Annotated in this window: 21 protein-coding genes; 11 read left to right on the top strand and 10 right to left on the bottom strand. The window is 59.2% G+C overall.

From position 1 onward, the window contains the following. Positions 1–9: 9 nt before the first annotated feature. Genes ACYZT0_RS25130 through ACYZT0_RS25140 form a run of 3 tightly spaced genes read left to right on the top strand, consistent with a single transcriptional unit; the run spans position 10 to position 2,608 of the window. Positions 10–1,089 carry a COX15/CtaA family protein gene (locus ACYZT0_RS25130; protein ID WP_462043467.1) on the top strand — a complete coding sequence of 360 codons (1,080 nt, stop codon included), beginning with the start codon at positions 10–12 and terminating at the stop codon, positions 1,087–1,089. Further along, entirely contained in the window at positions 1,077–1,976 is a 900-nt protein-coding gene (gene cyoE, locus ACYZT0_RS25135) for a heme o synthase (RefSeq protein ID WP_462043468.1), read from the top strand. Before ACYZT0_RS25130 ends, cyoE begins: the two co-directional genes overlap by 13 nt. Continuing rightward, positions 1,973–2,608, top strand: a complete 636-nt coding sequence (locus tag ACYZT0_RS25140) for an SCO family protein (protein ID WP_462043469.1) — start codon at positions 1,973–1,975, stop codon at positions 2,606–2,608. The genes cyoE and ACYZT0_RS25140 overlap by 4 nt, the downstream gene beginning before the upstream one ends. Positions 2,609–2,760: 152 nt before the next feature. Here ACYZT0_RS25140 and ACYZT0_RS25145 read toward each other — a convergent pair whose 3' ends face one another. The 3 genes from ACYZT0_RS25145 to ACYZT0_RS25155 all read right to left on the bottom strand — a co-directional run bounded on the left by ACYZT0_RS25145 (position 2,761) and on the right by ACYZT0_RS25155 (position 5,292). Then, a complete protein-coding gene (locus ACYZT0_RS25145; protein WP_462043470.1) occupies positions 2,761–3,534 on the bottom strand; it encodes a MetQ/NlpA family ABC transporter substrate-binding protein in 774 nt (257 codons plus the stop codon). Between the two features lie 76 nt (positions 3,535–3,610). Beyond that, positions 3,611–4,285, bottom strand: coding sequence for a methionine ABC transporter permease (locus ACYZT0_RS25150; protein WP_131059102.1), 675 nt, complete (start codon positions 4,283–4,285; stop codon positions 3,611–3,613). Continuing rightward, the gene (locus ACYZT0_RS25155; protein WP_462043471.1) at positions 4,285–5,292 is read right to left on the bottom strand and encodes a methionine ABC transporter ATP-binding protein; all 1,008 of its coding nucleotides are present in this window, start codon (positions 5,290–5,292) and stop codon (positions 4,285–4,287) included. The genes ACYZT0_RS25150 and ACYZT0_RS25155 overlap by 1 nt, the downstream gene beginning before the upstream one ends. A 265-nt stretch (positions 5,293–5,557) precedes the next feature. Between ACYZT0_RS25155 and katE the strand changes: the two genes are divergently transcribed. Continuing rightward, the gene (gene katE / locus ACYZT0_RS25160; RefSeq protein WP_462043472.1) at positions 5,558–7,696 is read left to right on the top strand and encodes a catalase HPII; all 2,139 of its coding nucleotides are present in this window, start codon (positions 5,558–5,560) and stop codon (positions 7,694–7,696) included. 135 nt (positions 7,697–7,831) lie between these two features. On the opposite strand, the gene ACYZT0_RS25165 is transcribed toward katE, so the two are convergent. Genes ACYZT0_RS25165 through zur form a run of 4 tightly spaced genes read right to left on the bottom strand, consistent with a single transcriptional unit; the run spans position 7,832 to position 10,631 of the window. After that, positions 7,832–8,545 (bottom strand): PA5502 family lipoprotein, encoded by a 714-nt coding sequence (locus ACYZT0_RS25165; RefSeq protein ID WP_462043473.1) that lies wholly within the window; start codon positions 8,543–8,545, stop codon positions 7,832–7,834. A gap of 37 nt (positions 8,546–8,582) precedes the next feature. Next, on the bottom strand, positions 8,583–9,371 hold the full coding sequence (znuB, locus tag ACYZT0_RS25170) for a zinc ABC transporter permease subunit ZnuB (protein ID WP_056738429.1): 789 nt from the start codon (positions 9,369–9,371) through the stop codon (positions 8,583–8,585). Next, positions 9,364–10,149 carry a zinc ABC transporter ATP-binding protein ZnuC gene (gene znuC / locus ACYZT0_RS25175; RefSeq protein WP_462043474.1) on the bottom strand — a complete coding sequence of 262 codons (786 nt, stop codon included), beginning with the start codon at positions 10,147–10,149 and terminating at the stop codon, positions 9,364–9,366. The genes znuB and znuC overlap by 8 nt, the downstream gene beginning before the upstream one ends. Next, the gene (gene zur / locus ACYZT0_RS25180) at positions 10,149–10,631 is read right to left on the bottom strand and encodes a zinc uptake transcriptional repressor Zur (protein ID WP_462043475.1); all 483 of its coding nucleotides are present in this window, start codon (positions 10,629–10,631) and stop codon (positions 10,149–10,151) included. Before zur ends, znuC begins: the two co-directional genes overlap by 1 nt. A 66-nt stretch (positions 10,632–10,697) precedes the next feature. Between zur and ACYZT0_RS25185 the strand changes: the two genes are divergently transcribed. Continuing rightward, entirely contained in the window at positions 10,698–11,618 is a 921-nt protein-coding gene (locus tag ACYZT0_RS25185; protein WP_462043476.1) for a zinc ABC transporter substrate-binding protein, read from the top strand. 91 nt (positions 11,619–11,709) lie between these two features. On the opposite strand, the gene ACYZT0_RS25190 is transcribed toward ACYZT0_RS25185, so the two are convergent. Together ACYZT0_RS25190 and ACYZT0_RS25195 are read right to left on the bottom strand one after the other, a co-directional pair. Further along, the gene (locus tag ACYZT0_RS25190; protein WP_462043477.1) at positions 11,710–12,660 is read right to left on the bottom strand and encodes a homoserine kinase; all 951 of its coding nucleotides are present in this window, start codon (positions 12,658–12,660) and stop codon (positions 11,710–11,712) included. Between the two features lie 58 nt (positions 12,661–12,718). After that, positions 12,719–13,009, bottom strand: a complete 291-nt coding sequence (locus ACYZT0_RS25195; protein ID WP_462043478.1) for a DUF2782 domain-containing protein — start codon at positions 13,007–13,009, stop codon at positions 12,719–12,721. Positions 13,010–13,083: 74 nt separating this feature from the next. Between ACYZT0_RS25195 and polA the strand changes: the two genes are divergently transcribed. After that, the gene (gene polA, locus ACYZT0_RS25200) at positions 13,084–15,855 is read left to right on the top strand and encodes a DNA polymerase I (RefSeq protein ID WP_462043479.1); all 2,772 of its coding nucleotides are present in this window, start codon (positions 13,084–13,086) and stop codon (positions 15,853–15,855) included. A 303-nt stretch (positions 15,856–16,158) separates the two neighbouring features. On the opposite strand, the gene yihA is transcribed toward polA, so the two are convergent. Further along, entirely contained in the window at positions 16,159–16,800 is a 642-nt protein-coding gene (yihA, locus tag ACYZT0_RS25205) for a ribosome biogenesis GTP-binding protein YihA/YsxC (RefSeq protein ID WP_462043480.1), read from the bottom strand. Positions 16,801–16,991: 191 nt separating this feature from the next. On the opposite strand from yihA, the gene ACYZT0_RS25210 reads away from it, so the two are divergent. From ACYZT0_RS25210 to ACYZT0_RS25230, 5 genes are all read left to right on the top strand, one after another. Beyond that, a complete protein-coding gene (locus ACYZT0_RS25210; protein ID WP_123356939.1) occupies positions 16,992–17,282 on the top strand; it encodes a c-type cytochrome in 291 nt (96 codons plus the stop codon). Positions 17,283–17,328: 46 nt separating this feature from the next. Continuing rightward, on the top strand, positions 17,329–17,940 hold the full coding sequence (locus ACYZT0_RS25215; RefSeq protein WP_462043481.1) for a c-type cytochrome: 612 nt from the start codon (positions 17,329–17,331) through the stop codon (positions 17,938–17,940). A gap of 200 nt (positions 17,941–18,140) precedes the next feature. Then, positions 18,141–18,782: a thiol:disulfide interchange protein DsbA/DsbL gene (locus tag ACYZT0_RS25220; protein WP_462043482.1), complete on the top strand. Its 642-nt coding sequence runs from the start codon at positions 18,141–18,143 to the stop codon at positions 18,780–18,782. 14 nt (positions 18,783–18,796) lie between these two features. Next, the gene (locus ACYZT0_RS25225; protein ID WP_462043483.1) at positions 18,797–19,675 is read left to right on the top strand and encodes an endonuclease/exonuclease/phosphatase family protein; all 879 of its coding nucleotides are present in this window, start codon (positions 18,797–18,799) and stop codon (positions 19,673–19,675) included. Next, a complete protein-coding gene (locus ACYZT0_RS25230) occupies positions 19,672–21,747 on the top strand; it encodes a GGDEF domain-containing protein (protein WP_462043484.1) in 2,076 nt (691 codons plus the stop codon). Before ACYZT0_RS25225 ends, ACYZT0_RS25230 begins: the two co-directional genes overlap by 4 nt. Positions 21,748–21,827 lie beyond the last annotated feature (80 nt).

Genomic DNA, 21,827 nt, shown 5'->3' on the forward strand with positions numbered 1-21,827 from the left:
GGCATCGTCATGGCCAAACCTGGATTTCGCCTCGCGCTGTTTGCCACCTTGCTGGCACTGATTGTGGTGTTGCTCGGCGCCTACACTCGCCTGACCCATGCCGGTCTCGGTTGCCCGGACTGGCCGGGGTGCTACGGCTTTATCAGCGTGCCGAAAAGCGAAGCCCAACTGGCCCATGCCGAACTGCATTTTCCTGACGCGCCGGTGGAAGCCCATAAGGGTTGGAACGAGATGGTCCATCGCTACTTCGCCGGCACCCTCGGATTGTTGATCTCGGTATTGGCTGGCCGCGCCTGGGTCCATCGTCGTCATCCAGGGCAACCGGTGAAGCTGCCATTGTTTCTGCTGGCGGTAGTGTTTGCCCAAGCAGCGTTCGGTATGTGGACGGTGACGCTCAAGCTCTGGCCGCAGGTGGTCACCGGGCATTTACTCGGTGGTTTCGCGACGTTGAGCCTGCTGTTTTTGCTGACGTTGCGATTGTCCGGCGTGTTGCCGGCGCTGACGGTGCCACGGCGGTTGCAGTATTGGGCGACGGCCGGGTTGCTGCTGGTGATCGGGCAAATCGCTCTCGGCGGATGGGTCAGTTCCAACTACGCAGCGGTGGCTTGCATCGACTTCCCGACCTGTCATGGGCAATGGCTGCCACCGGCTGACTTCGCCAACGGCTTTCACCTGACCCAACACATCGGCCCCAACTACCTCGGCGGGCAACTGGACAGTGATGCCCGCACGGCGATTCACCTGACTCATCGCATCGGCGCGCTGCTGGTGACGTTGGTGTTGCTCGGTCTGGCGTGGCAACTGAAGGTGGTCGGCATGACGCGCCTGGCCGGGCTGGTGCTGATCGTACTCGCCGCGCAAATCACCCTCGGCATCAGCAACGTGTTGTTTCATCTGCCGCTGCCCGTGGCCGTCGCGCACAACGCGTGCGGCGCGGCACTGTTGCTGACGATGGTGCTGGTCAATTATCACGCGCGAACCAGCCTGGTTCGGGTCAAGCAGCAAACCCTTGCGCGCTGGCGGTTCAGCCCGCGCAAACACTCAGCCAGGCCCATAACAATAAAAGGAGAGATGCCATGGCGACTCTGATCGGCGAACGTCACAGTCAGGCGATCTGGCGTGACTACCTGGAGCTGACCAAGCCGAAAGTGGTGGTGCTGATGCTCATCACCTCGCTGGTAGGGATGTTCCTCGCAACCCGCGCCGGGGTGCCGTGGACGGTGCTGGTGTTCGGCAATCTGGGGATCGCCTTGTGTGCTGGCGGTGCGGCGGCGGTCAACCATGTCGTGGACCGACGGATCGATGCGGTCATGGCCCGCACGCACAAACGACCCTTGGCAGAGGGTCGAGTGTCACCTGCGGCCGCGCTGACTTTTGCCTTGGTATTGGCGGTGCTTGGGCAAGCCGTACTGCTGGCCTTCACCAATCCACTGACGGCGTGGCTGACCCTGGCCTCGCTGCTCGGCTATGCAGTTGTCTACACCGGTTTCCTGAAGCGCGCGACGCCGCAGAACATCGTCATCGGCGGACTGGCTGGCGCTGCCCCGCCGCTGCTCGGCTGGACCGCCGCCACCGGTCACGTCAGCGCCGAACCCTTGCTGTTAGTGCTGATCATTTTCGCCTGGACCCCGCCGCACTTCTGGGCCCTGGCCATTCACCGCAAAGAGGAATACGCCAAGGCCGACATTCCGATGCTGCCGGTCACCCATGGCGAGCACTACACCAAGGTTCACATCCTGCTGTATACCTTCGCGCTGTTGGCTGTGAGCCTGATGCCTTACGTGATCCACATGAGCGGCGTGCTCTACCTGATTTGTGCGCTAGGACTGGGCGCGAGGTTTCTGCAATGGGCCGTGGTGCTGTACCGTGGCACTCGGCCGCACGCGGCGATCAACACCTTCAAGTACTCTATTTATTACTTGTTCCTGCTGTTTATCGCGCTGCTCGTAGACCACTACTTACTGTTGAACCTATGACTCGAACCCAAAAAACCGTCTTCATCCTCGTCGCCCTGATCGCGTTGGTCTTGGGCCTGACCATCAACAAGGTGCTGTCCGGCAAAGGTCAGGGCGACCCGACCGCGTTGATCGACGCCGGGATCATCCTGTTGCCGCAAAGTCGCAACCTGCCGGACGTGACGATGACCGATCAGGACGGTAAGCCGGTGGCGGTCAACGCGCTGAAAGACAAGTGGTCGCTGCTGTTCTTCGGTTACACCTTCTGCCCGGACATCTGCCCGACCACCCTCGCCCAGTTGCGCCAGATCAAAAGCGAACTGCCGCCGGAAGCGGTGGATAAGTTGCAGATCATTCTGGTCAGCGTCGACCCGAACCGCGACACACCCAAGCAGCTCAAGCAGTACCTGGGCTACTTCGATCCGCAATTCAAAGGCCTGACGGCATCTTCGGTCGAAGACATCCAGAAACTCGCCAATGCGGTCAGCATTCCGTTCATTCCGGCGGACACCAGCAAGCCGAACTACACCGTCGATCACAGCGGCAACCTGGCGGTGATCGGGCCGGACGGAACGCAACGCGGGTTCATTCGCGCGCCGTTGAACAACCAGAAACTGGTGGCGCAGTTGCCGGTGATGCTCAAACGCAAATAAACACCTCGCTTTCCCATAGGAGCCAGGCTTGCCGGCGAAGGCGATTTCATGGACGCCTTCGCCGGCAAGCCTGGCTCCTACAGGGTCGGTGTTTCAAGGCACAAAAAAAGGGGGCGCATACAATGCGCCCCCTTTTCGTTACCGGTTGTAGATCAGAACGCCGGCAATACCGCGCCTTTGTACTTCTCGAGGATGAAGGCTTTCACTTCCGGGCTGTGCAGGGCAGCAACCAGCTTCTTCATCGCTTCGCTGTCCTTATCGTCTGGACGGGCAACGAGGATGTTCACGTAAGGCGAGTCGTTGCCTTCGATGACCAACGCATCCTTGGCCGGATCAAGCTTGGCTTCCAGTGCATAGTTGGTGTTGATCAGCGCCAGGTCGACCTGGGTCAGCACGCGCGGAATGGTCGCGGCTTCCAGTTCACGGAATTTCAGGTCCTTGGCATTCTCGGTGATGTCCTTGACGCTCGAGAGGATGTTGTTCGAATCCTTCAACTTGATCAGGCCAGCCTTCGCCAGCAGCAACAGCGCGCGGCCGCCGTTGGTGGCGTCATTCGGGATCACCACGTTGGCGCCACCTGGCAGCTCGGTCAGCGCTTTGTACTTGCTGGAGTAAGCGCCCAGCGGTTCCAGGTGCACGCCGGCAACGGCGATCAGGTCGGTGCCCTTGGCCTTGTTGAACTCATCGAGGTACGGCTGGTGCTGGAAGAAGTTGGCGTCCAGACGTTTTTCGGCAACTTGCACGTTCGGCTGAATGTAGTCGGTGAAGACTTTAACCTTCAGGTCCACGCCTTCTTTGGCCAGGGCCGGTTTAACGAATTCGAGAATTTCTGCGTGCGGAACCGGGGAGGCTGCGACGGTCAGGGTTTCATCGGCCTGAGCAGAAAACGCTGCAACGGCTGCGAACGCGACGAGTAGTTTTTTCATTCAGCTAACTCCTTGTGAGGCGCCTGTGCGGCGCCTGCCAGCGAATGGCCGGCTCAGTCTTATTTACGTGAACTCTTTATTTTCTGGAGAAGTGGACAACCAGCTTGTCGCCGACGGTTTGCAGCACTTGAACCAGCACCAGCAGCAACATCACAGTCACGACCATCACATCAGGCTGGAAACGCTGGTAACCGAAACGGATCGCCAGGTCGCCCAGACCACCCGCGCCGACCACACCGGCCATCGCCGTGTAGGACACCAGTGTAATGGCTGTCACCGTAATCGCCGCGAAGATGCCCGGACGGGCTTCCGGCAGCAACGCATTGGTGATGATCTGCCGCGTCGTCGCGCCCATCGCCTGGGTGGCCTCGATGATGCCGCGATCCACTTCACGCAGGGCGGTTTCCACCAGTCGCGCGAAGAATGGCGTAGCGCCAATCACCAGCGGTGGAATGGCACCGGCGACCCCGAGGGACGTGCCGGTGATCAACACGGTGAACGGGATCATCACAATCAGCAGAATGATGAACGGCAGCGAACGCAGAATGTTCACCATCAGCGACAGCATCGCGTAGACGCCTTTGGCTTCCAGCAACTGACGCGGGCTGCAGAGGAACAACAGCACGCCCAAGGGCAGGCCGAGCAAAACGGTGAACAACAACGAACCGAAGAGCATCAGCAAGGTGTCGCCGGTGGCCAGCCAGATTTCAAACCAGTCGATATTGACGAAGAAACTTGTCAGGACTTCCATCAGCGCAGGACCTCCATGTGGACGTCAGCCGCGGTGAAGTGGGCGAACGCCGCCTCCATGTCGCCACCGGTGACGGCCAGGGTCAATTGCCCGTAGGGGATGTCTTTGATGCGGTCGATACGACCGGCCAGGATGCTGTAGTCCACACCCGTTTCCCGAGCGACGGTACCTAGCAGTGGCGCGTAGGTCGCTTCGCCCTGGAAGGTGAGACGCACGATGCGACCCGGCACGTGAGCGAAGTCATCGCGCTGTTCGCTTTCGTCAATTTGCTCATCTTCCTGCACGAAACGCTTGGTGGTCGGGTGCTTCGGATGCAGGAACACCTGGGTGACCGAGCCTTGCTCGACGATCACGCCAGCGTCCATCACCGCCACTTGATCGCAGACCCGGCGGATCACGTCCATCTCGTGGGTGATCAATACGATGGTCAGCTTCAGTTCGCGATTGATTTCGGCCAGCAATTGCAGGACCGACGCAGTGGTCTGCGGGTCCAGTGCGCTGGTGGCTTCGTCGCACAACAGGATTTTCGGCTTGGTTGCCAGGGCGCGAGCGATGCCGACGCGCTGCTTCTGACCGCCAGACAATTGCGCCGGGTACTTCCTGGCGTGGTCGGACAGACCGACCCGCGCCAGCAACTCGGCCACACGCTGGTCGATCTCGCTGCGCGACAGTTCGCCGGCGAGGGTCAGGGGCAGCGCGACGTTGTCGGCCACTGTCTTGGACGCCAGCAAGTTGAAGTGCTGGAAAATCATCCCCACCTGCTGACGGAAGCGCCGCAGGCTGTTGGCGTCAAGCGCGGTGACTTCTTCGCCGTCGACGAATATCTTGCCGCCACTGGACTCTTCCAGGCGATTGATCAGACGCAGCAAGGTACTTTTTCCCGCGCCGGAATGGCCGATCAGGCCGAAGACCTGACCATTCTCAATCGTCAGACTGGTCGGATGCAGCGCGGGAATATCCTTACCGGCAACGCGGTAGGTTTTGTGGACGTTTTGAAACTCGATCACGTAGCGAACCTTGTGGGGCGCGTTGGAAAAGGATCAGCGGTTAGCCGGGCGCGCATTTTAGCCTGTCCGTATAGAGGTTCTTAGCATTTATTTCGATTTCAACCTTCCATTTGGCAATAACGCGATCAAAGGTCAAAAAAAAGGAACGGCTAAAAAGGTTATTAGTCACTAATTAAGCAACTCGAAAACGCCCCCGGTGCCGTGCCGGGGGAATTGCTCAAGAGTCCTGGCTACGGCAGGAATCGCAACGAGGAGTTTAATACTGATGAGTACCAAGAAGCCTGCCGCAACCAAAAGCGCACTGGCCGGGACCGACACCCTGGACCGCGGCAACACTAATGCCAAGCTCGACAGCCTGGAACAATTTCGATCTGACGCCACTGAACAGGCCCTGCGTACCAACCAGGGCGTGAAAGTCTCCGATAACCAGAACACGTTGAAGGTCGGCGCGCGCGGGCCATCGTTGCTGGAAGATTTCATCATGCGTGAAAAGATCACGCACTTTGACCATGAACGCATTCCCGAGCGCATCGTTCACGCCCGCGGCACGGGTGCTCACGGACACTTCCAGACCTATGAAACCCATTCCGTGCTGACCAAGGCTGGGTTCCTACAAGACCCAAGCCAAAAAACCCCGGTTTTCGTCCGTTTCTCCACGGTGCAGGGCCCTCGTGGGTCGGGCGATACCGTGCGGGACGTGCGAGGTTTCGCGGTGAAGTTTTTCACCAACGAAGGCAACTTCGACCTGGTGGGCAACAACATGCCGGTGTTTTTCATTCAGGATGCGATCAAGTTTCCTGACTTCGTGCATGCGGTAAAACCCGAGCCGCACAATGAGATACCCACCGGCGGCTCAGCCCACGATACCTTTTGGGATTTTGTCTCTCTGGTACCAGAGTCGGCGCACATGGTGATCTGGACCATGTCCGACCGGGCGATCCCGAAAAGCCTGCGCAGCATGCAAGGCTTCGGAGTGCACACTTTCCGCCTGATCAATGCCGAAGGTAAATCGCGCTTCGTCAAATTCCACTGGCGCCCCACGGCCGGGACCTGTTCGCTGGTCTGGGATGAGGCGCAAAAGCTCGCCGGTAAAGACACCGATTACCACCGTCGCGATCTCTGGGAGTCGATCGAGATGGGTGACTACCCGGAATGGGAACTTGGCGTACAGGTCATCGAGGAGGAAAACGAACATAAATTCGACTTCGATATCCTCGACCCGACCAAGCTGATCCCGGAAGAACTGGTGCCAATCACCCCGCTGGGCAAAATGACCCTCAACCGCAACCCCGACAACTTCTTCGCCGAGACCGAACAGGTTGCCTTTTGCCCTGGGCATATCGTGCCGGGGATCGACTTCTCCAACGACCCATTGCTGCAAGGTCGATTGTTTTCCTACACCGATACGCAAATCAGCCGACTCGGCGGGCCGAACTTTCACGAGATCCCGATCAACCGCCCGGTGGCCCCGTTCCACAATGGCCAGCGGGATGCGATGCATCGCAGCACCATCGACAAGGGTCGCACGTCCTACGAACCGAACTCCATTGATAGCGGTTGGCCGAAGGAAACCCCGCCGGCAGCACAGGACGGCGGTTTTGAAAGTTATCCAGAGCGCATCGACGCCAACAAGATCCGTCAGCGCAGCGAATCGTTCAGTGACCACTTCTCCCAGGCGCGGCTGTTTTTCCACAGCATGAGCAAGCACGAGCAGGAACACATCATCTCGGCTTATAGCTTTGAGTTGGGCAAGGTTGAGCGCGAGCACATCCGCGCGCGCGAGGTGAATGAAATCCTCGCCAACATCGACCTGGAACTGGCCAAACGCGTGGCGCAGAATCTTGGCTTGCCGGCACCGAAGGCCGGGACGGTCGAGGTGCGCAAGACCTCGCTGGATCGCTCGCCGGCCCTGAGTCAGGCCAATTTGCTGCCGGCAGATATCAAAACCCGCAAAGTGGCAATCCTGGCAGCCAACGGCGTCGATGGTGCAGCGATTGACGCAATGAAGAAAGCGCTGATGGCAGAAGGTGCGCACGCCAAACTGCTCGGCCCGACTTCTGCGCCTGTGACAACTGCCGATGGCAAGACACTGCCGGTCGATGCGTCGATGGAAGGCATGCCTTCGGTGGCGTTCGATGCGGTGTTTGTGCCCGGTGGCGCGGCGTCAATCAAGGCGTTAAGCACCGACGGTGTGGCGCTGCATTACCTGCTGGAGGCGTACAAGCACTTGAAGGCGATTGCGCTGCAAGGCGAGGCCAAGCAGTTGCTGGATGTGTTGAAGCTGGAGGCTGATGCGGGGTTGATCGTGGGTACGGATGCGAAGTTGATCAAACCGTTTTTTGCTGCGATCGGGCAGCATCGGGTATGGGACAGGGAGCCTAAGGCCAAGGCGATTCCGGCTTAAAGTTCGTTGTTGAGAGTGAGGACGCCATCGCGGGCAAGCCTTGCTCCTACGGTTTTGAGTCGTTCACATAATCAACGAACGACACCAAGTCTGTAGGAGCGAGCGGTGCGGCGATCCGACTTGCCCGCGAAGCTTTTAGCGTTTACGCGGGCTCAAGACCATCTGCGCAGGAATATTGCGCAGAATCTGCCTCTCCAGGTTCAGATCAAAATCCGCATCGAGCTTCTTCACCCGTTTGGTCAGCAACGTCGCCAACCATGGGTAGTCCTGAGTGCGTGGCACCTGAATACTTACGTCGCACTGGTAATTCACCACATCGGCGGCGATCGCATCCAGTTGGCGACGAAGCTTCGTCATATCGGTCAAATTCAATGCAATCGTGGTGCTTTCAGCCGTAGGATCAATGACCTTGGCCTGTGGCTTGGCTTCAGCAGCCATGAGCGCCGCTTCGGCTCTATCCAGCTCAGCTTTGCGGGCATTAACGATGGCATTGTTGACCCCACCCGTCAGCGCCGGAGCCTTGGGCATCAACGCCCGGGCTCGGCTCAGAGCAGTGGCAGCCGCATTCACATCGCCTTTTTGCAGCACAATCTGACTGCGGCGCAGATAGGCTTCGGCCAGTTGCCGCTGGTATTGCTCAAGGGATTGATCATTGGGCGACTCGGCCTGCAAGGCAGCCAGTTGATCTTCGGCAGTCGCCAGTTCGCTGCTGGCGAGGCTTTGTTCCAGCTGTGCGACGGCCGTGGCCCGTGCACCGGTAGCCTCGGTGGCCGCCGGTGGCGTGCTTTGGCAAGCGCCCAGTAGCGAAAATGCGACAAGGAGCAGATAACGGGAGGCTAACAGCTTCATTCCTGCGACTCTCTATTTGCGCAAAAAACGAGCAAGTCTACACCCCTCGACGGGGCAGGACAAAACTCAGCAGAAACAGTGCGGCGGCCGTCACGACAATCGATGGGCCCGCCGGGGTGTCTTTGAACCATGACAGCGACAGCCCGCCACAGACCGCGAGCATACCCAGCAGGCTCGCGCCCAGTGCCATCTGCTCCGGTGACCGGGCGTGACGTTGTGCCGCAGCCGCCGGGATAATCAGCAGCGAAGTAATCAGCAATACACCGACGATTTTCATCGCTACCGCGATCACCACGGCAATCAACAACATCAGGGTCAGGCGCAACGCCGCCACCGGCAGACCTTCAACCCTGGCCAATTCTTCATGCACCGTGATCGCCAGCAATGGCCGCCACAACGTCACCAGCAAGGCCAGAACAGCCGCGCTGCCGCCGAGTATCCAGGCCAGGTCGGTCGGACTGATCGCCAGCAGGTCGCCAAACAGATAGGCCATCAGGTCGATCCGCACTTCGTGCATGAAGCTTAGTACGACCAAGCCCAGAGAGAGCGTGCTCGGTGCGAGAATTCCCAAAAGCGTGTCGGACGCCAGCGGTTGGCGCTGTTGCAAGGTCACCAGCAGCACGGCTAACAGCAAACAGCCTACGGTGACCGCCACGGTCGGGCTGACATCCAGCAGAAAGCCCAGTGCCACACCGAGCAGCGCGGCATGGGAAAGGGTGTCGCCGAAATAGGCCATGCGCCGCCAGACCACGAACGAACCCAGCGGGCCCGCAACCAACGCCAGGGCCAGACCTGCAAGCAGGGCGTAGAGCAGAAAATCAGCCATGCTTGCAGCCATCTCCGTGAACGTGGGTAGGGGCCGACGGGGCCGCGCTGACCACCGAACCATGCAAGTCATGGGCGTGGTCGTGATGGTGGTGATAAATCGCCAGGCTTTGTGCGTTCTTTCCGAACAACTCGACGAAAGCAGGATCGCTACTAACCTGCTCGGGGTGCCCGGAACAGCAGACGTGACGGTTGAGGCAGACCACCTGGTCGGTGGTGCTCATTACCAGGTGCAGATCGTGGGACACCATCAACACGCCGCAGCCGTGACGGTCACGCAATCGGGTGATCAGGCTATAAAGCTCGGCCTGACCGGCCACGTCGACGCCTTGCACAGGTTCGTCGAGCACCAGCAACTCCGGCTCGCGCAGCAATGCCCGGGCCAGCAGCACCCGCTGCATTTCGCCACCGGAAACACTTTGCACCGGGCTGTCGATCACCTGTTCGGCGCCGACTTCCTTGAGTGCCGCCAAAGCCGTGGCGCGGTCCACGCCCGGCACCAGACGCAAGAAGCGCAGCACCGACAGCGGCAACGTCGGATCGACGTGAAGTTTTTGCGGCATGTAACCGACCCGCAGTTTCGGCTTGCGCCACACGCTGCCGCTGTCCGGTTTCAACAATCCGAGAACGGCGCGAACCAGGGTCGTCTTGCCGGCACCATTGGGGCCGATCAGGGTGACGATCTGCCCGGGTTCGACGCTCAGCTCAATGTTATCCAGCACGCTTTGCCCGGCAAAGGTGACGGCAACCTGCTCGAGGCGAATCAGCGCGTTGCTCATCAAACCCCCTGGCAACCCGAGCAGAGGCCGACCACTTCAACGGTCTGGCCTTCCACGACAAATCCTACATCCTTGGCGCTGCCGATAATCGCGTCACTGATGGATTTTTGTTCCAGTTCAATCGCCGCGTGGCATTCACGGCAGATCAGGAACTGGCCCTGGTGGGCGTGTTCCGGGTGATTGCAGCCGACGAAAGCGTTCAGCGAGGAGATGCGGTGTACGAGGCCGTTTTCCAGCAGAAAATCCAGCGCTCGGTACACAGTCGGCGGCGCCGCGCGGCGGCCGTCCTGCTCGCTGAGTACCGCGAGAATGTCGTAAGCACCTAACGGTTTGTGGCTTTGCCATACCAGCTCCAGCACCCGCCGGCGCAAGGCGGTCAGGCGCAGGCCTTGACGTGCGCACAGAGTATCGGCCTCAGACAATGCGCTATGGACGCAATGAGAGTGGTCGTGGGGACGGCTGGCAATCGGTGTTTTAGGCATTAGCGGCGACGAGTTTTGTGAGAGACGTTATTATGTTACCCGTTCTCGCCTCTTCGAGTGGTCATCGTGTCCCGACTTTTTTCTATCTTTGTCGCATTTATCGCAAGTTTTCTGCTGATGGGTTCAGCTCACGCCGACGTCAAAGTTCTCACCAGTATCAAGCCTCTACAGCTGATCGCCGCTGCGGTGCAGGATGGTGTAGCGATTCCGGAAGTCTTGCTGCCGCCCGGCGCCTCGCCTCATAACTATGCCTTACGCCCATCCGACGTACGGAAGGTGCAGTCGGTGGATCTGGTTTACTGGATCGGCCCGGCCATGGAAGGTTTCCTGCCTCGCGTGCTGAACGGTCGTACGCTCCCCAGCGTCGCCGTGCAGGACCTGCCGGGTCTGAAACTGCGACATTTCGCCGAAGATAGCCAATCCCATGCAGAAGAAGCCGACGAACATGATCACGACCACCGTCCCGGCAGTCTGGACGCGCACTTGTGGCTTTCGCCAGTCAACGCTCGCGTAATCGCCACAAAAATGGCTGTTGACCTGAGTGCAGCCGATCCTACCAATGCGGCGCGTTATCAGAGCAACCTCAAGGCGTTCGATGAGCGTCTGGATGCGATGGACCTTCGCTTGAAGGCGCGTCTGGCCGGCATCGCAGGCAAACCGTACTTCGTATTCCACGAGGCCTTCGACTACTTTGAAGACGCCTACGGCCTCAATCATGCTGGCGTATTCAGCGTCGCGGCCGAGGTACAACCCGGCGCCCAGCATGTCGCGGCGATGCGCACTCGACTGCAGGAAGTCGGCAAAACCTGTGTGTTCAGCGAGCCGCCGTTGCGTCCGCGCCTGGCGGAAACCCTGGTGGCGGGTCTGCCGGTGAAACTCGCGGAACTGGACGCGCTGGGCGGGTACACGCCGGCGACCGCTCAGGGGTATGAGCAGGTGCTGGAGAAATTGGGAAATGATTTGGCAGGATGCCTGGAGTCGTTGTAATCGGAAAATTGTGTCGCCCCCATTCGCGAGCAAGCCCGCTCCCACACGGACCGCATAAATCCTGTAGGAGCGAGGCTTGCCCGCGAAGCTTTTAGAGGGCGAACGGCAACGGTGTACTGACCTTCTGACGCTGCGCCAGACGCTGCTGAAACTCCATCGGATCGTGAATCAACACGTCCTGTCCGGCGAAAGACTCCGCCGCAATCAACCGCGACAACCAGAACCGCACACACGCCACCCGCAACATAGTTGGCCACAACTCGGCTTCGGCTGCGGTAAACGGCCGCAACGCTGCATAAGCGCCGAGTAACGCCCGCGCTCGTGGTCCGACGATCAACCCGCCTTCGTCTGAACACCAGTCGTTCAAAGCAATCGCCACGTCGTAGAGCATTGGCCCCGAACAGGCGTTGTAGAAATCGATCAACCCGGTCAGGTGAGTGCCTTCGAACATCGCGTTATCGCGGAACAAGTCGGCGTGGATGTTGGCTCGCGGCAGCGCCAGAATTTTCGTCTTTTTCTGTGTGATTTCGTCCAGAGCCCGTTGCAGCAGATCGCTCTGCACGGCATTCAGGTGCGACAGCAACTGCGTGCCCTCCTCCAGCATCCAGTCCAGGCCGCGATCGGTCTTGCGCTTGATCATGTTGGCCTGGGTTGCAAGGTGCAGATGACCGAGCAACTCGCCGACCTGAGCGCAATGCTGCGCGTTGGCTTCCTTGATGTGCTTGCCGGCCAGACGCGGCTGCAACAGCGCAGGTTTGCCGGCCAGTTCGCGCAAGGCGACGCCGTCGGTGGTGCGCAATGCATAAGGCACTGGCAGGTCAGCGTCATGCAGCACGTCGAGCAGTTCAATGAAGAACGGCATCTCCTGAACCGGACCACGCTCAACGAGGGTCAGGACAAATTCGCCCTGCTCCAGACTGATAAAGAAATTGGTGTTTTCGCTACCAGCGGCAATCCCCTGGAAATCAAGCAGGCGGCCGAGCCCGTAAGGGGCGAGAAAGGTTTCCAGCTCGGGCCGAGCCAGCGGGGTGAACACAGACATGTTTGAACTGCCAGTACGGGCGCCGCTACTCGAGCCAGCGCCGATTGAAATTAAGAAACTACTTCCACTCAAAAATCTTCCACGACGGAATCAGCATATCCGGCTGATCCGAGCGGATGAAGTTTGCATCCGTTCCGTCCGCACGCACCAGAAAGTAAGGCGGTGCGCCTTTTGGGGTAACCTTGATCGCGTATAGGAAACCGTTTTGGCGGTATTCCTGGATGGTTTTATCGCCTTCCGTGCGGATGGTGACTTCCGGCTCCGGCGATGGCGCATCGTCCGCCGCCATGACGGCCAATGGTGCGATTGCAAACAACCCAGCCAGCAGCAAGCGATTTAGTGTGCGCATGATAACCTTGTCCCTTTGTCGTCAACGGTCCCGCTATTCTAGCGCCGGACCCGCCGAAAAGGTTGATCCTGCTCATGAGCCAAGCCCCCCTCGTCCTGGTGGACGGTTCTTCTTACCTGTACCGCGCCTTTCACGCCCTCCCACCGCTGACCACGTCCAAAGGACTGCCGACCGGTGCGGTCAAGGGCGTATTGAACATGCTCAAGAGCCTGCGCAAGCAGTACCCGGACAGTCCGTTCGCCGTGGTGTTCGACGCCAAGGGTGGGACATTTCGCGATGACATGTACGCCGAATATAAGGCCAACCGTCCGAGCATGCCCGACGACATGCGCGTGCAAATCGAGCCGCTGCACCAAAGCGTGATCGCCCTGGGCTTTCCGCTGTTGTGCGTCGAAGGCGTCGAGGCCGATGACGTAATCGGCACCCTGGCCCGCAGCAGCGCGGCGGCCGACCGCCCAGTGGTGATCTCCACCGGCGACAAGGACATGGCGCAGCTGGTCGACGGCCACATTACCTTGGTCAATACCATGACCGGTAGCGCGCTGGACGTGGAGGGCGTGAAGGAGAAATTCGGCGTCGCTCCCGAGCAAATCATCGATTATCTGGCACTGATGGGCGATTCTTCCGACAACATTCCGGGCGTTCCGGGCATTGGTCCGAAGACTGCTTCCGGACTGTTGGTCGGCGTGAACGGCGGCCTGACCGAGCTTTATGCGCAGCTCGACATCGTCCCGACCCTGCCGATTCGCGGGGCCAAGACCCTGCCGGCCAAGCTCGAAGAGCACAAGGAGATGGCGTTTCTCTCCTATCAATTGGCAACTATCAAGATCGACGTGCCGCTGGATATCGGCCTCGACGACCTGCAAATGGGCAAGCCGGATCACGACAAGCTCGCCGAGCTCTATACCCTGCTGGAGTTCAAGAGCTGGTTCGAAGAGAACCACCGCGATGCCAAGCGTTCCGGCCAGGAAGTGACTGCTCCGGTGGCTGAAGAAGCCGCCGTCGATACTGAGCTCAAGTACACAACGATCCTCACCCAGGCAGACTTCGACCTGTGGCTGAAGAAGCTCAACGACGCCAAGCTGATTGCCTTCGACACCGAAACCACTGGCATCGACGCGCAGCAGGCGCAATTGGTCGGTCTGTCTTTCGCTGTACAAGTCAACGAAGCGGCCTACATCCCGTTGACCCACTCCTACATGGGCGTACCCGACCAGCTCGATCGCGACACTGTGTTGCGGGCACTGAAACCGATCCTGGAAGACCCGAACAAGCTTAAGGTCGGCCAACACGCCAAATTCGACATGAACATCTTGGCCAACTGCGCCATCGGTGGCGATCAGAGCTGCGGCATCTCCGTCCAAGGCGTCGCTTTCGACACGATGCTCGAATCTTACGTGCTGGACTCCACCGCAACCCGTCACGACATGGACAGCCTGGCGCTCAAATACCTGAATCACACCACCACCAGTTTTCAGGACATCGCCGGCAAGGGCGCCAAGCAGCTGACGTTTGACCAGATCTCCCTGGAGCTGGCCGGACCTTACGCCGCCGAAGACGCCGACGTGACGCTGCGTTTGCATCAAACCTTGCAGGAAAAGCTCAACGCAATTGCGAGCCTCAGCAAGGTCCTGAGCGAAATCGAAATGCCGTTGGTGCCGGTGCTGGCACGAATCGAACGCCAAGGCGCGCTGGTCGATGCCAACCTGCTGGGCATTCAGAGCGTTGAACTGGGCGAAAAAATGGTCGCCCTCGAGCGTGAGGCGTTCGCCATCGCCGGGGAAGAGTTCAACCTCGGCTCGCCGAAGCAATTGGGCGTGATTCTGTATGAAAAACTCGGCCTGCCGATCCTCAGCAAAACCGCCAAAGGCCAGGCGTCCACCGCCGAAGCCGTGCTGGCGGAACTGGCCGAACAGGATTTCCCGCTACCCAAAGTGCTGATGCAGTACCGCTCAATGAGCAAGCTGAAAAGCACTTACACCGATCGCCTGCCAGAGCAGATCAACCCACGCACCGGGCGGATTCACACCTCTTACCACCAAGCCGTAGCGGCGACCGGACGTTTGTCGTCCAGCGATCCGAACCTGCAGAACATTCCGATCCGCACCGCCGAAGGTCGTCGGATTCGTCAGGCATTCGTCGCACCCAAAGGCTACAAGCTGCTGGCTGCCGACTACTCACAGATCGAACTGCGGATCATGGCTCACTTGGCCAAAGACGAAGGTCTGCTGCACGCCTTCCGCAACGATCTGGACGTGCACAAAGCCACCGCAGCGGAAGTCTTCGGAGTTGAGCTGGGGGACGTCACCACCGACCAACGGCGCAGTGCCAAGGCGATCAACTTCGGTTTGATCTACGGCATGAGCGCGTTTGGCCTGGCCAAGCAGATTGGCGTTGACCGCAAGCAATCCCAGGCCTACATCGACCGTTACTTCGCCCGCTACCCAGGCGTGCTCGAGTACATGGAGCGCACCCGCGCCCAGGCCGCCGAGCAAGGTTTCGTTGAAACCATTTTCGGTCGTCGCCTTTACCTGCCGGAAATCAACGCGAAAAACCCGGCCCTGCGCAAAGGTGCCGAACGCACGGCAATCAACGCCCCGATGCAAGGCACCGCCGCGGACATCATCAAGAAAGCCATGATTGCTGTGGATAGCTGGCTGACAGCGTCAGGCCTCGACGCCAAAGTCATTCTGCAGGTGCACGATGAATTGGTTCTGGAAGTGCGGGAAGATTTGGTCGACCAGGTCCGTGATGAAATTCGCGTGCACATGAGCGACGCAGCGAAGCTTGATGTGCCGCTTTTGGTCGAGGTTGGCGTAGGAAATAACTGGGATGAGGCTCACTGAACCGTCTGAAAAGGCGCTTTCTGCTGCGGCATAGTGCCGCGGCAGAAAGGGGCGAAGGGCTCTTAGTTCGGAAAACTTGCTGGCCTATTCCAAAGGCATTGTAAAAAATTCTGAACTAAACTCCTGAATCGCCACTCAGAGTAACTGAATGGGTGGTGAAGCCCTTCGATGCTCCTAATGTTGTGTTAAGTGTTGGCAGATATCTGGACCCCGCCCTAGCGGTCCGGAACTTGAACCCCGGAACTTCCCCCTCCCCATAAGAAGTCCGGGGTTTTTTTTGCCTGCTGCTTTTGTTTGGACAGCCTACTCGGCAAGCTCCGCGCCCTTGTCCGCCAGTTCCATCCAGCCCGCCAGTACAGTGTAGGCGTCTTCCAGGCCCAGACGTTTTGGGGCCGAAAACAGCTGGATACTGATCGCATCGCCCCAACCCTTGCGGATGTCTGCCTGAACCTTGAGCAGGACGTTTTTCGCCGCTCCATAGGTCAGTTTGTCGGCTTTAGTCAGCAAAATGTGCATCGGCATGCCGCTGGCGACGGCCCAGTCGAGCATCAACAAGTCGAAGTCGGTCATTGGATGACGGATGTCCATCATCAAAATCAACCCTTTCAAACTCTCGCGACCGCCCAGATAGGCTTCCAGGTGACGCTGCCAGTGCAGCTTCAACGGGATAGGCACTTTCGCGTAACCGTAACCCGGCAGGTCGACCAGACGACGATCATCGTCTAGCTTGAAGAAGTTCAAGAGCTGTGTGCGCCCCGGAGTTTTCGAGGTTCGCGCCAGACTGGCATGCGTCAGGGTGTTCAGAGCACTGGACTTGCCGGCGTTGGAGCGCCCGGCGAAGGCCACTTCAAAGCCTTCGTCGTCGGGACATTGGTCGACTTTGGCGGCGCTGAGCATGAAGGTGGACTGTTGGCACAGACCGAGGATGGGATTCTTGAGTTGCATGGGATTTCCGATGTGGGCGGCGCCGGGAATGGACGCGGCGAGCAGTGTCGTTTCCGTTTCAGTGACGCCAGTATATAATGCCGCAGATTTTGTGTGCGCTTTGTCCCAGCGTAGGATGAAGTTCACGAGAGCGATTGACCTTGATTGCGCACTAGAACGCAGCACGCTCTCAACCCTGAAAAGGTCGTTTTATGACGAAATGGCTGCTAGCTGCCGGTGTCTTGATGCCGCTTTACAGCGCTCAGGCTACACAGGATCCGGAAGCTGTGTACAACCGTGTTTGTGGTGCCTGTCATTCCGGCCAACTACCCATGGCGCCTCAAAAGGGCGATCAGGAAGCTTGGACGCCGAGGTTGGCGAAAGGTATGGAGACGCTGGTGCAACACGTGACCCAGGGTTTCAAGGCGATGCCGCCGCGTGGTTTGTGCATGGACTGCAGTGCCGAGGATTACCGAGCAATCATCCAGTGGATGAGCGAGTGATCCCGGCCCATAACTCTTTAACCCTTAGCCGTAGTTGGATTAGCTGATGAACAAATTGATCGTGAGTCTGCTGTTGACCGTGGGGATCTCCGGCATTGCCCATGCTGCAGGTGATGCGACTGCTGGTCAGGCGAAAGCCGCAGTATGTGGCGCCTGTCATGGCCCGGATGGCAACAGTATGGCGCCTAACTTTCCGAAACTGGCAGGCCAGGGCGAACGTTATCTGAACAAGCAGCTACACGACATCAAGTCCGGCAAACGCACGGTACTGGAAATGACCGGTCTGCTGACCAACCTGAGCGATCAGGACCTGGCCGATATATCCGCCTACTTCGCCAGCCAGAAAGGCAGCGTTGGCGCCGCCGACCCGAAAGTCGTTTCTCGGGGTGAAGCACTGTTCCGCGGCGGCGACCTGGCCAAGGGCCTGCCAGCCTGCACCGGTTGTCACTCACCGAATGGCACAGGCAACGCAGCTGCCGGCTTCCCGCACCTGGGCGGCCAGCACGCTCAATATGTTGCCAAGCAACTGACCGACTTCCGCAAGGAAGAAGGCGGCCGGTCCAACGATGGCGACACCAAAACCATGCAGACCATCGCCAAAAGGCTTAGCGACGAAGATATCGCAGCAGTCTCCAGCTACATTCAGGGCCTGCACTAAGACCGGCAAATCGGGCGTTGCGTGAGCTGCACATCTCCTGCAACGTTAACGCTCGATTAATCCGTCGATGCAAGCATAAAAAGGGTGGCTTTGGCCGCCCTTTTTTGTGGCCGCTGCCGTTACACTACAGAACTCAAGCCCGCCAGGATCTGTCTGAAAACAGGTCGCGCGAGGCGACCCAAATTGTCCAGGAGTAAAGCATGCGTAATCTGATCATCAGCGCCGCACTCGTCGCTGCCAGCCTGTTCGGCATGACTGCCCAAGCCGCCGAAGCACCCGCCGCACCTTATGTCGAACTGAGCAATGCGGTTCCGGTCGCCGTGCCTGGCAAGATCGAAGTCGTGGAGCTGTTCTGGTACGGCTGCCCGCACTGCTACGCTTTCGAACCGGTGATCAATCCTTGGGCTGAGAAACTGCCTTCCGATGTGAATTTCGTGCGTATTCCAGCCATGTTCGGTGGTCCGTGGGACGCACACGGCCAGCTGTTCCTGACCCTTGAAGCGATGGGCGTTGAGCACAAGGTCCACTCGGCAGTGTTCGAAGCCATTCAGAAAGAACACAAGAAGCTGGTCGACAAGAATGAAATGGCCGACTTCCTGGTGACTCAAGGCGTAGACAAGGACAAGTTCCTGGCCACTTTTGACTCCTTTGCCATCAAGGGCCAGATCATCAAGGCTCGCGAACTGGCGAAGAAGTATGAAATCTCCGGTGTTCCAACCATGATCGTCAACGGCAAGTATCGCTTCGACGTGGGCTCTGCCGGCGGCGCCGAGCAAGCATTGCAGTTGGCCGACAAACTGATCGACAAAGAGCGAGCGGCTAACAAGGCTGCTGCCAACTAAGCGCGGCGACTGCCATGCGCCGCTGGGGTACTGAACGCGTCGTTGGCCTGCATGGTCCACGGGTCAACGAGCATCATCTGGAATCGACGGGCTTACCCGCGGACAGCCGTCTGCGCTTGCTCAGTTTCAATATTCAGGTCGGCATCAGTACCGAGCGCTATCGACACTACCTGACCCGTGGCTGGCAGCATCTGTTGCCGCACACCGGGCGTGCCGACAATCTGCAAAAGATCGGCAATCTGTTGGGCGACTTCGATCTGGTCGCCTTGCAGGAGGCCGATGGCGGCAGCCTGCGATCAGGCTACGTCAACCAGGTTGAACACCTGGCCCAACTCGGAGCATTCCCCTACTGGTATCAACAACTCAATCGCAACCTCGGTCGCCTCGGCCAGCACAGCAATGGTGTGCTCAGCCGCCTGCGCCCGTGGGCGATTGAAGATCATCCGCTACCGGGGCCCAAGGGGCGCGGGGCAATTCTGGTGCGCTTCGGCGAAGGTCCGGAGGCGCTGGTGGTTGTGATGATGCACCTGGCGCTGGGCGCTCGCGCTCGCAGCATGCAACTGGCTTACATCCGCGAGTTGATCGGCGGCTATAAACACCAGGTGCTGATGGGCGACATGAATACCCATGCCAGTGACTTGCTGCAAAACTCCCCGTTGCGCGACCTCGGTCTGCTCGCGCCACAACTGGAAGCGACGTTCCCTAGCTGGCGCCCGCAGCGCTGCCTGGACCATATTTTGCTGAGCCCGACCCTGACCCTTGAAAAGGTCGAGGTGCTGGCACAACCCATTTCCGATCACCTGCCGGTCGCGGTAGAGATTCGTCTGCCGGGTTCGCTCACGGCTGATGCATTGCCCGCGTTGAGTCCTGCCCCTCGCGGATCCCATGAATGAGCGACGAAGCACAGCGCTGGAAAGAGAAATACCTCAAAAGCATCGAACAACAGGAAAAGCTCGAGCGTCGATGGGACGCCCGGCTCGACCTGCTGCGTCGCGGGCTGGTGCGCAGCACCCTGGCCGCTGAAGGTACCGATAGCGCGGTTGATCAGTGCATGAAGGAAATGCGCGAAATAGTGCGCTCTGATGACATGGACGCCGGCCTGGCCGCCCTGCTTCCGCGGCTGGAAAAAGCCGTGCTCGACTCCGAACAGCGCCGGGAAACCAGGATAAATCAGACCAGCGCCGCACTGACCGCGCTGGTTTCCCAGCTACAAACATTACCGCTGCCCCGGGAAGTGAGCCGGCCGCTGAAAAACTTCGCCAAGCATCTGGATACAAGGGTCGGGCAGGCGCGCGAAATGCCGTTGCTGCTCAGCGAACTGAGCGGCCTGCAAGGCAAAGCCTTGGGTCAGCTTGAAAACCCGGTGGAACCCGGCCGCCCAGGTTTGCTGCAGCGACTGTTTGGTAGCCGTGAAACGGATGAAACGGCATTCCAGGTCACCCCCGCCGCTGTCCCGCCGCCCGCCCCGCAGCAGGCCGAATCGATTGCTGTGCCTCATGCCGAGAGACCACAAGTAAACGTCGATCTCGCGCCAGACGTCGATAAGCCGCAAGTGGCGGTCGCACCAGTCGCCGCTACCGTTGCTGCACCCGAGCCACTGAGGGTCGAGACACTGCCCGCGGCAGCGCCTTCTCCTGCCGTTGTAGCGTTTATCCCGCCAGTGCTTGAGCCGGAGCAAGCACCCGCCCAGACTCCAGAGACGCCACCGCAACCGGGCATTGAACATCCAGAACTGGCTCCATCGATCATCGAGCCAGCAACGCAGGCTCAACCGGCAATCAATCCCGACGAATTAACCCCGGTGGTCCACCTCGACAGCCTGCCGCTACCCCCGGCCATGGCCCAAGTGTTGGCCACCGCAGGTCCCGAACAACCCGAGCTGGATATTCTCTACGCCCTGCCGGACTCACCCGAACCGTCCTATAGCTCGGTAGCCAGGCACATCGAAGACACGCTTCTGGGCTTACTCGACGACCTGACGCTTCCCGAGCGTCATCGTCCGCAAGCCGAAGCCATGCGTGATCGACTGAAAAATGGCCTGAACTGGTACGAATTGCTGCCGATACTCGATGATTTGGCAACCTTGATGCTGGCAATCACCGACAGCGGCCAGCACGAATTCGAAGCCTATTTGCAGCAGCTCAACGAACGCCTGGAGTCGTTCCAAAGCAACTTGCAAGCAGCCAGCGAGGGCCATGCCGACAACCGTTCTGCGGCACGCGAGATGGACACCCAGATCCGAGAGCAGGTCGACGGCTTGCAGAACAGCATGCAGGACGCGGCCGACCTGGACGATCTCAAGCACGTCCTGGAAAACCATCTGGAAGGCCTGCTCGGCACCATGGACCAGCATCAGAAGCAGCGTAATGAGCGCGAGCAGGAAGTCGCGGCCCGTCTTCATGGTCTGGCCGAACGCGTTGCGCACATGGAGCAGGAAGCGTTGGGCTATCGCGAGCATCTCGAAGAGCACCGCCAGAAAGCCTTGATTGATCCGCTGACCGGCCTGCCTAACCGGGCCGCCTGGAGCGAACAGCTGGATCACGAAATCAGCCAATGGCAGCAACAGGGCAACTCGCTGTTGCTGGCAATGCTCGACCTCGATCATTTCAAGCGTATCAACGATAACTATGGCCACTTGGCGGGCGACAAAGTGCTGAAAATTATCGCCAGCGTGCTCCGTAAGCGCCTGCGCGGAACGGATTTCATTGCCCGGTTTGGCGGTGAGGAGTTCGTCCTGTTGATGCCAGCGACAGTACCGGCTGTCGGCGCGAAACTGCTGGAAAACCTGCGTGCGTCGATCGAAGCCTGCCCTTTTCACTTCAAGGGTGAGCCGGTGACCATCACCATTTCCATGGGGCTGACTGCGTTCAAACCCGGCGAACATAGCGATCTGGTGCTGAAAAGAGCCGATCAGGCGCTATATAGGGCGAAACATGCCGGCCGCAACCGGGTGGAACTGGGTTAACGATCAATTGTTCCATTTTGTTTAAAACTTAGCGTTGGCCGTCTAAGCGCAAGGCAGTACGTTACACTGTTGCATTACTG

This window comes from Pseudomonas sp. ZS1P83 (assembly GCF_054897825.1).

Coding starts and splice junctions, on each gene's coding strand:
- ACYZT0_RS25130 (WP_462043467.1), top strand. CDS start 10: ATGGCCAAACCTGGATTTCGCCTCGCGCTGTTTGCCACCTTGCTGGCA.
- cyoE (WP_462043468.1), top strand. CDS start 1,077: ATGGCGACTCTGATCGGCGAACGTCACAGTCAGGCGATCTGGCGTGAC.
- ACYZT0_RS25140 (WP_462043469.1), top strand. CDS start 1,973: ATGACTCGAACCCAAAAAACCGTCTTCATCCTCGTCGCCCTGATCGCG.
- ACYZT0_RS25145 (WP_462043470.1), bottom strand. CDS start 3,534: ATGAAAAAACTACTCGTCGCGTTCGCAGCCGTTGCAGCGTTTTCTGCT.
- ACYZT0_RS25150 (WP_131059102.1), bottom strand. CDS start 4,285: ATGGAAGTCCTGACAAGTTTCTTCGTCAATATCGACTGGTTTGAAATC.
- katE (WP_462043472.1), top strand. CDS start 5,558: ATGAGTACCAAGAAGCCTGCCGCAACCAAAAGCGCACTGGCCGGGACC.
- ACYZT0_RS25165 (WP_462043473.1), bottom strand. CDS start 8,545: ATGAAGCTGTTAGCCTCCCGTTATCTGCTCCTTGTCGCATTTTCGCTA.
- znuB (WP_056738429.1), bottom strand. CDS start 9,371: ATGGCTGATTTTCTGCTCTACGCCCTGCTTGCAGGTCTGGCCCTGGCG.
- znuC (WP_462043474.1), bottom strand. CDS start 10,149: ATGAGCAACGCGCTGATTCGCCTCGAGCAGGTTGCCGTCACCTTTGCC.
- zur (WP_462043475.1), bottom strand. CDS start 10,631: ATGCCTAAAACACCGATTGCCAGCCGTCCCCACGACCACTCTCATTGC.
- ACYZT0_RS25190 (WP_462043477.1), bottom strand. CDS start 12,660: ATGTCTGTGTTCACCCCGCTGGCTCGGCCCGAGCTGGAAACCTTTCTC.
- ACYZT0_RS25195 (WP_462043478.1), bottom strand. CDS start 13,009: ATGCGCACACTAAATCGCTTGCTGCTGGCTGGGTTGTTTGCAATCGCA.
- polA (WP_462043479.1), top strand. CDS start 13,084: ATGAGCCAAGCCCCCCTCGTCCTGGTGGACGGTTCTTCTTACCTGTAC.
- yihA (WP_462043480.1), bottom strand. CDS start 16,800: ATGCAACTCAAGAATCCCATCCTCGGTCTGTGCCAACAGTCCACCTTC.
- ACYZT0_RS25210 (WP_123356939.1), top strand. CDS start 16,992: ATGACGAAATGGCTGCTAGCTGCCGGTGTCTTGATGCCGCTTTACAGC.
- ACYZT0_RS25215 (WP_462043481.1), top strand. CDS start 17,329: ATGAACAAATTGATCGTGAGTCTGCTGTTGACCGTGGGGATCTCCGGC.
- ACYZT0_RS25220 (WP_462043482.1), top strand. CDS start 18,141: ATGCGTAATCTGATCATCAGCGCCGCACTCGTCGCTGCCAGCCTGTTC.
- ACYZT0_RS25225 (WP_462043483.1), top strand. CDS start 18,797: ATGCGCCGCTGGGGTACTGAACGCGTCGTTGGCCTGCATGGTCCACGG.
- ACYZT0_RS25230 (WP_462043484.1), top strand. CDS start 19,672: ATGAGCGACGAAGCACAGCGCTGGAAAGAGAAATACCTCAAAAGCATC.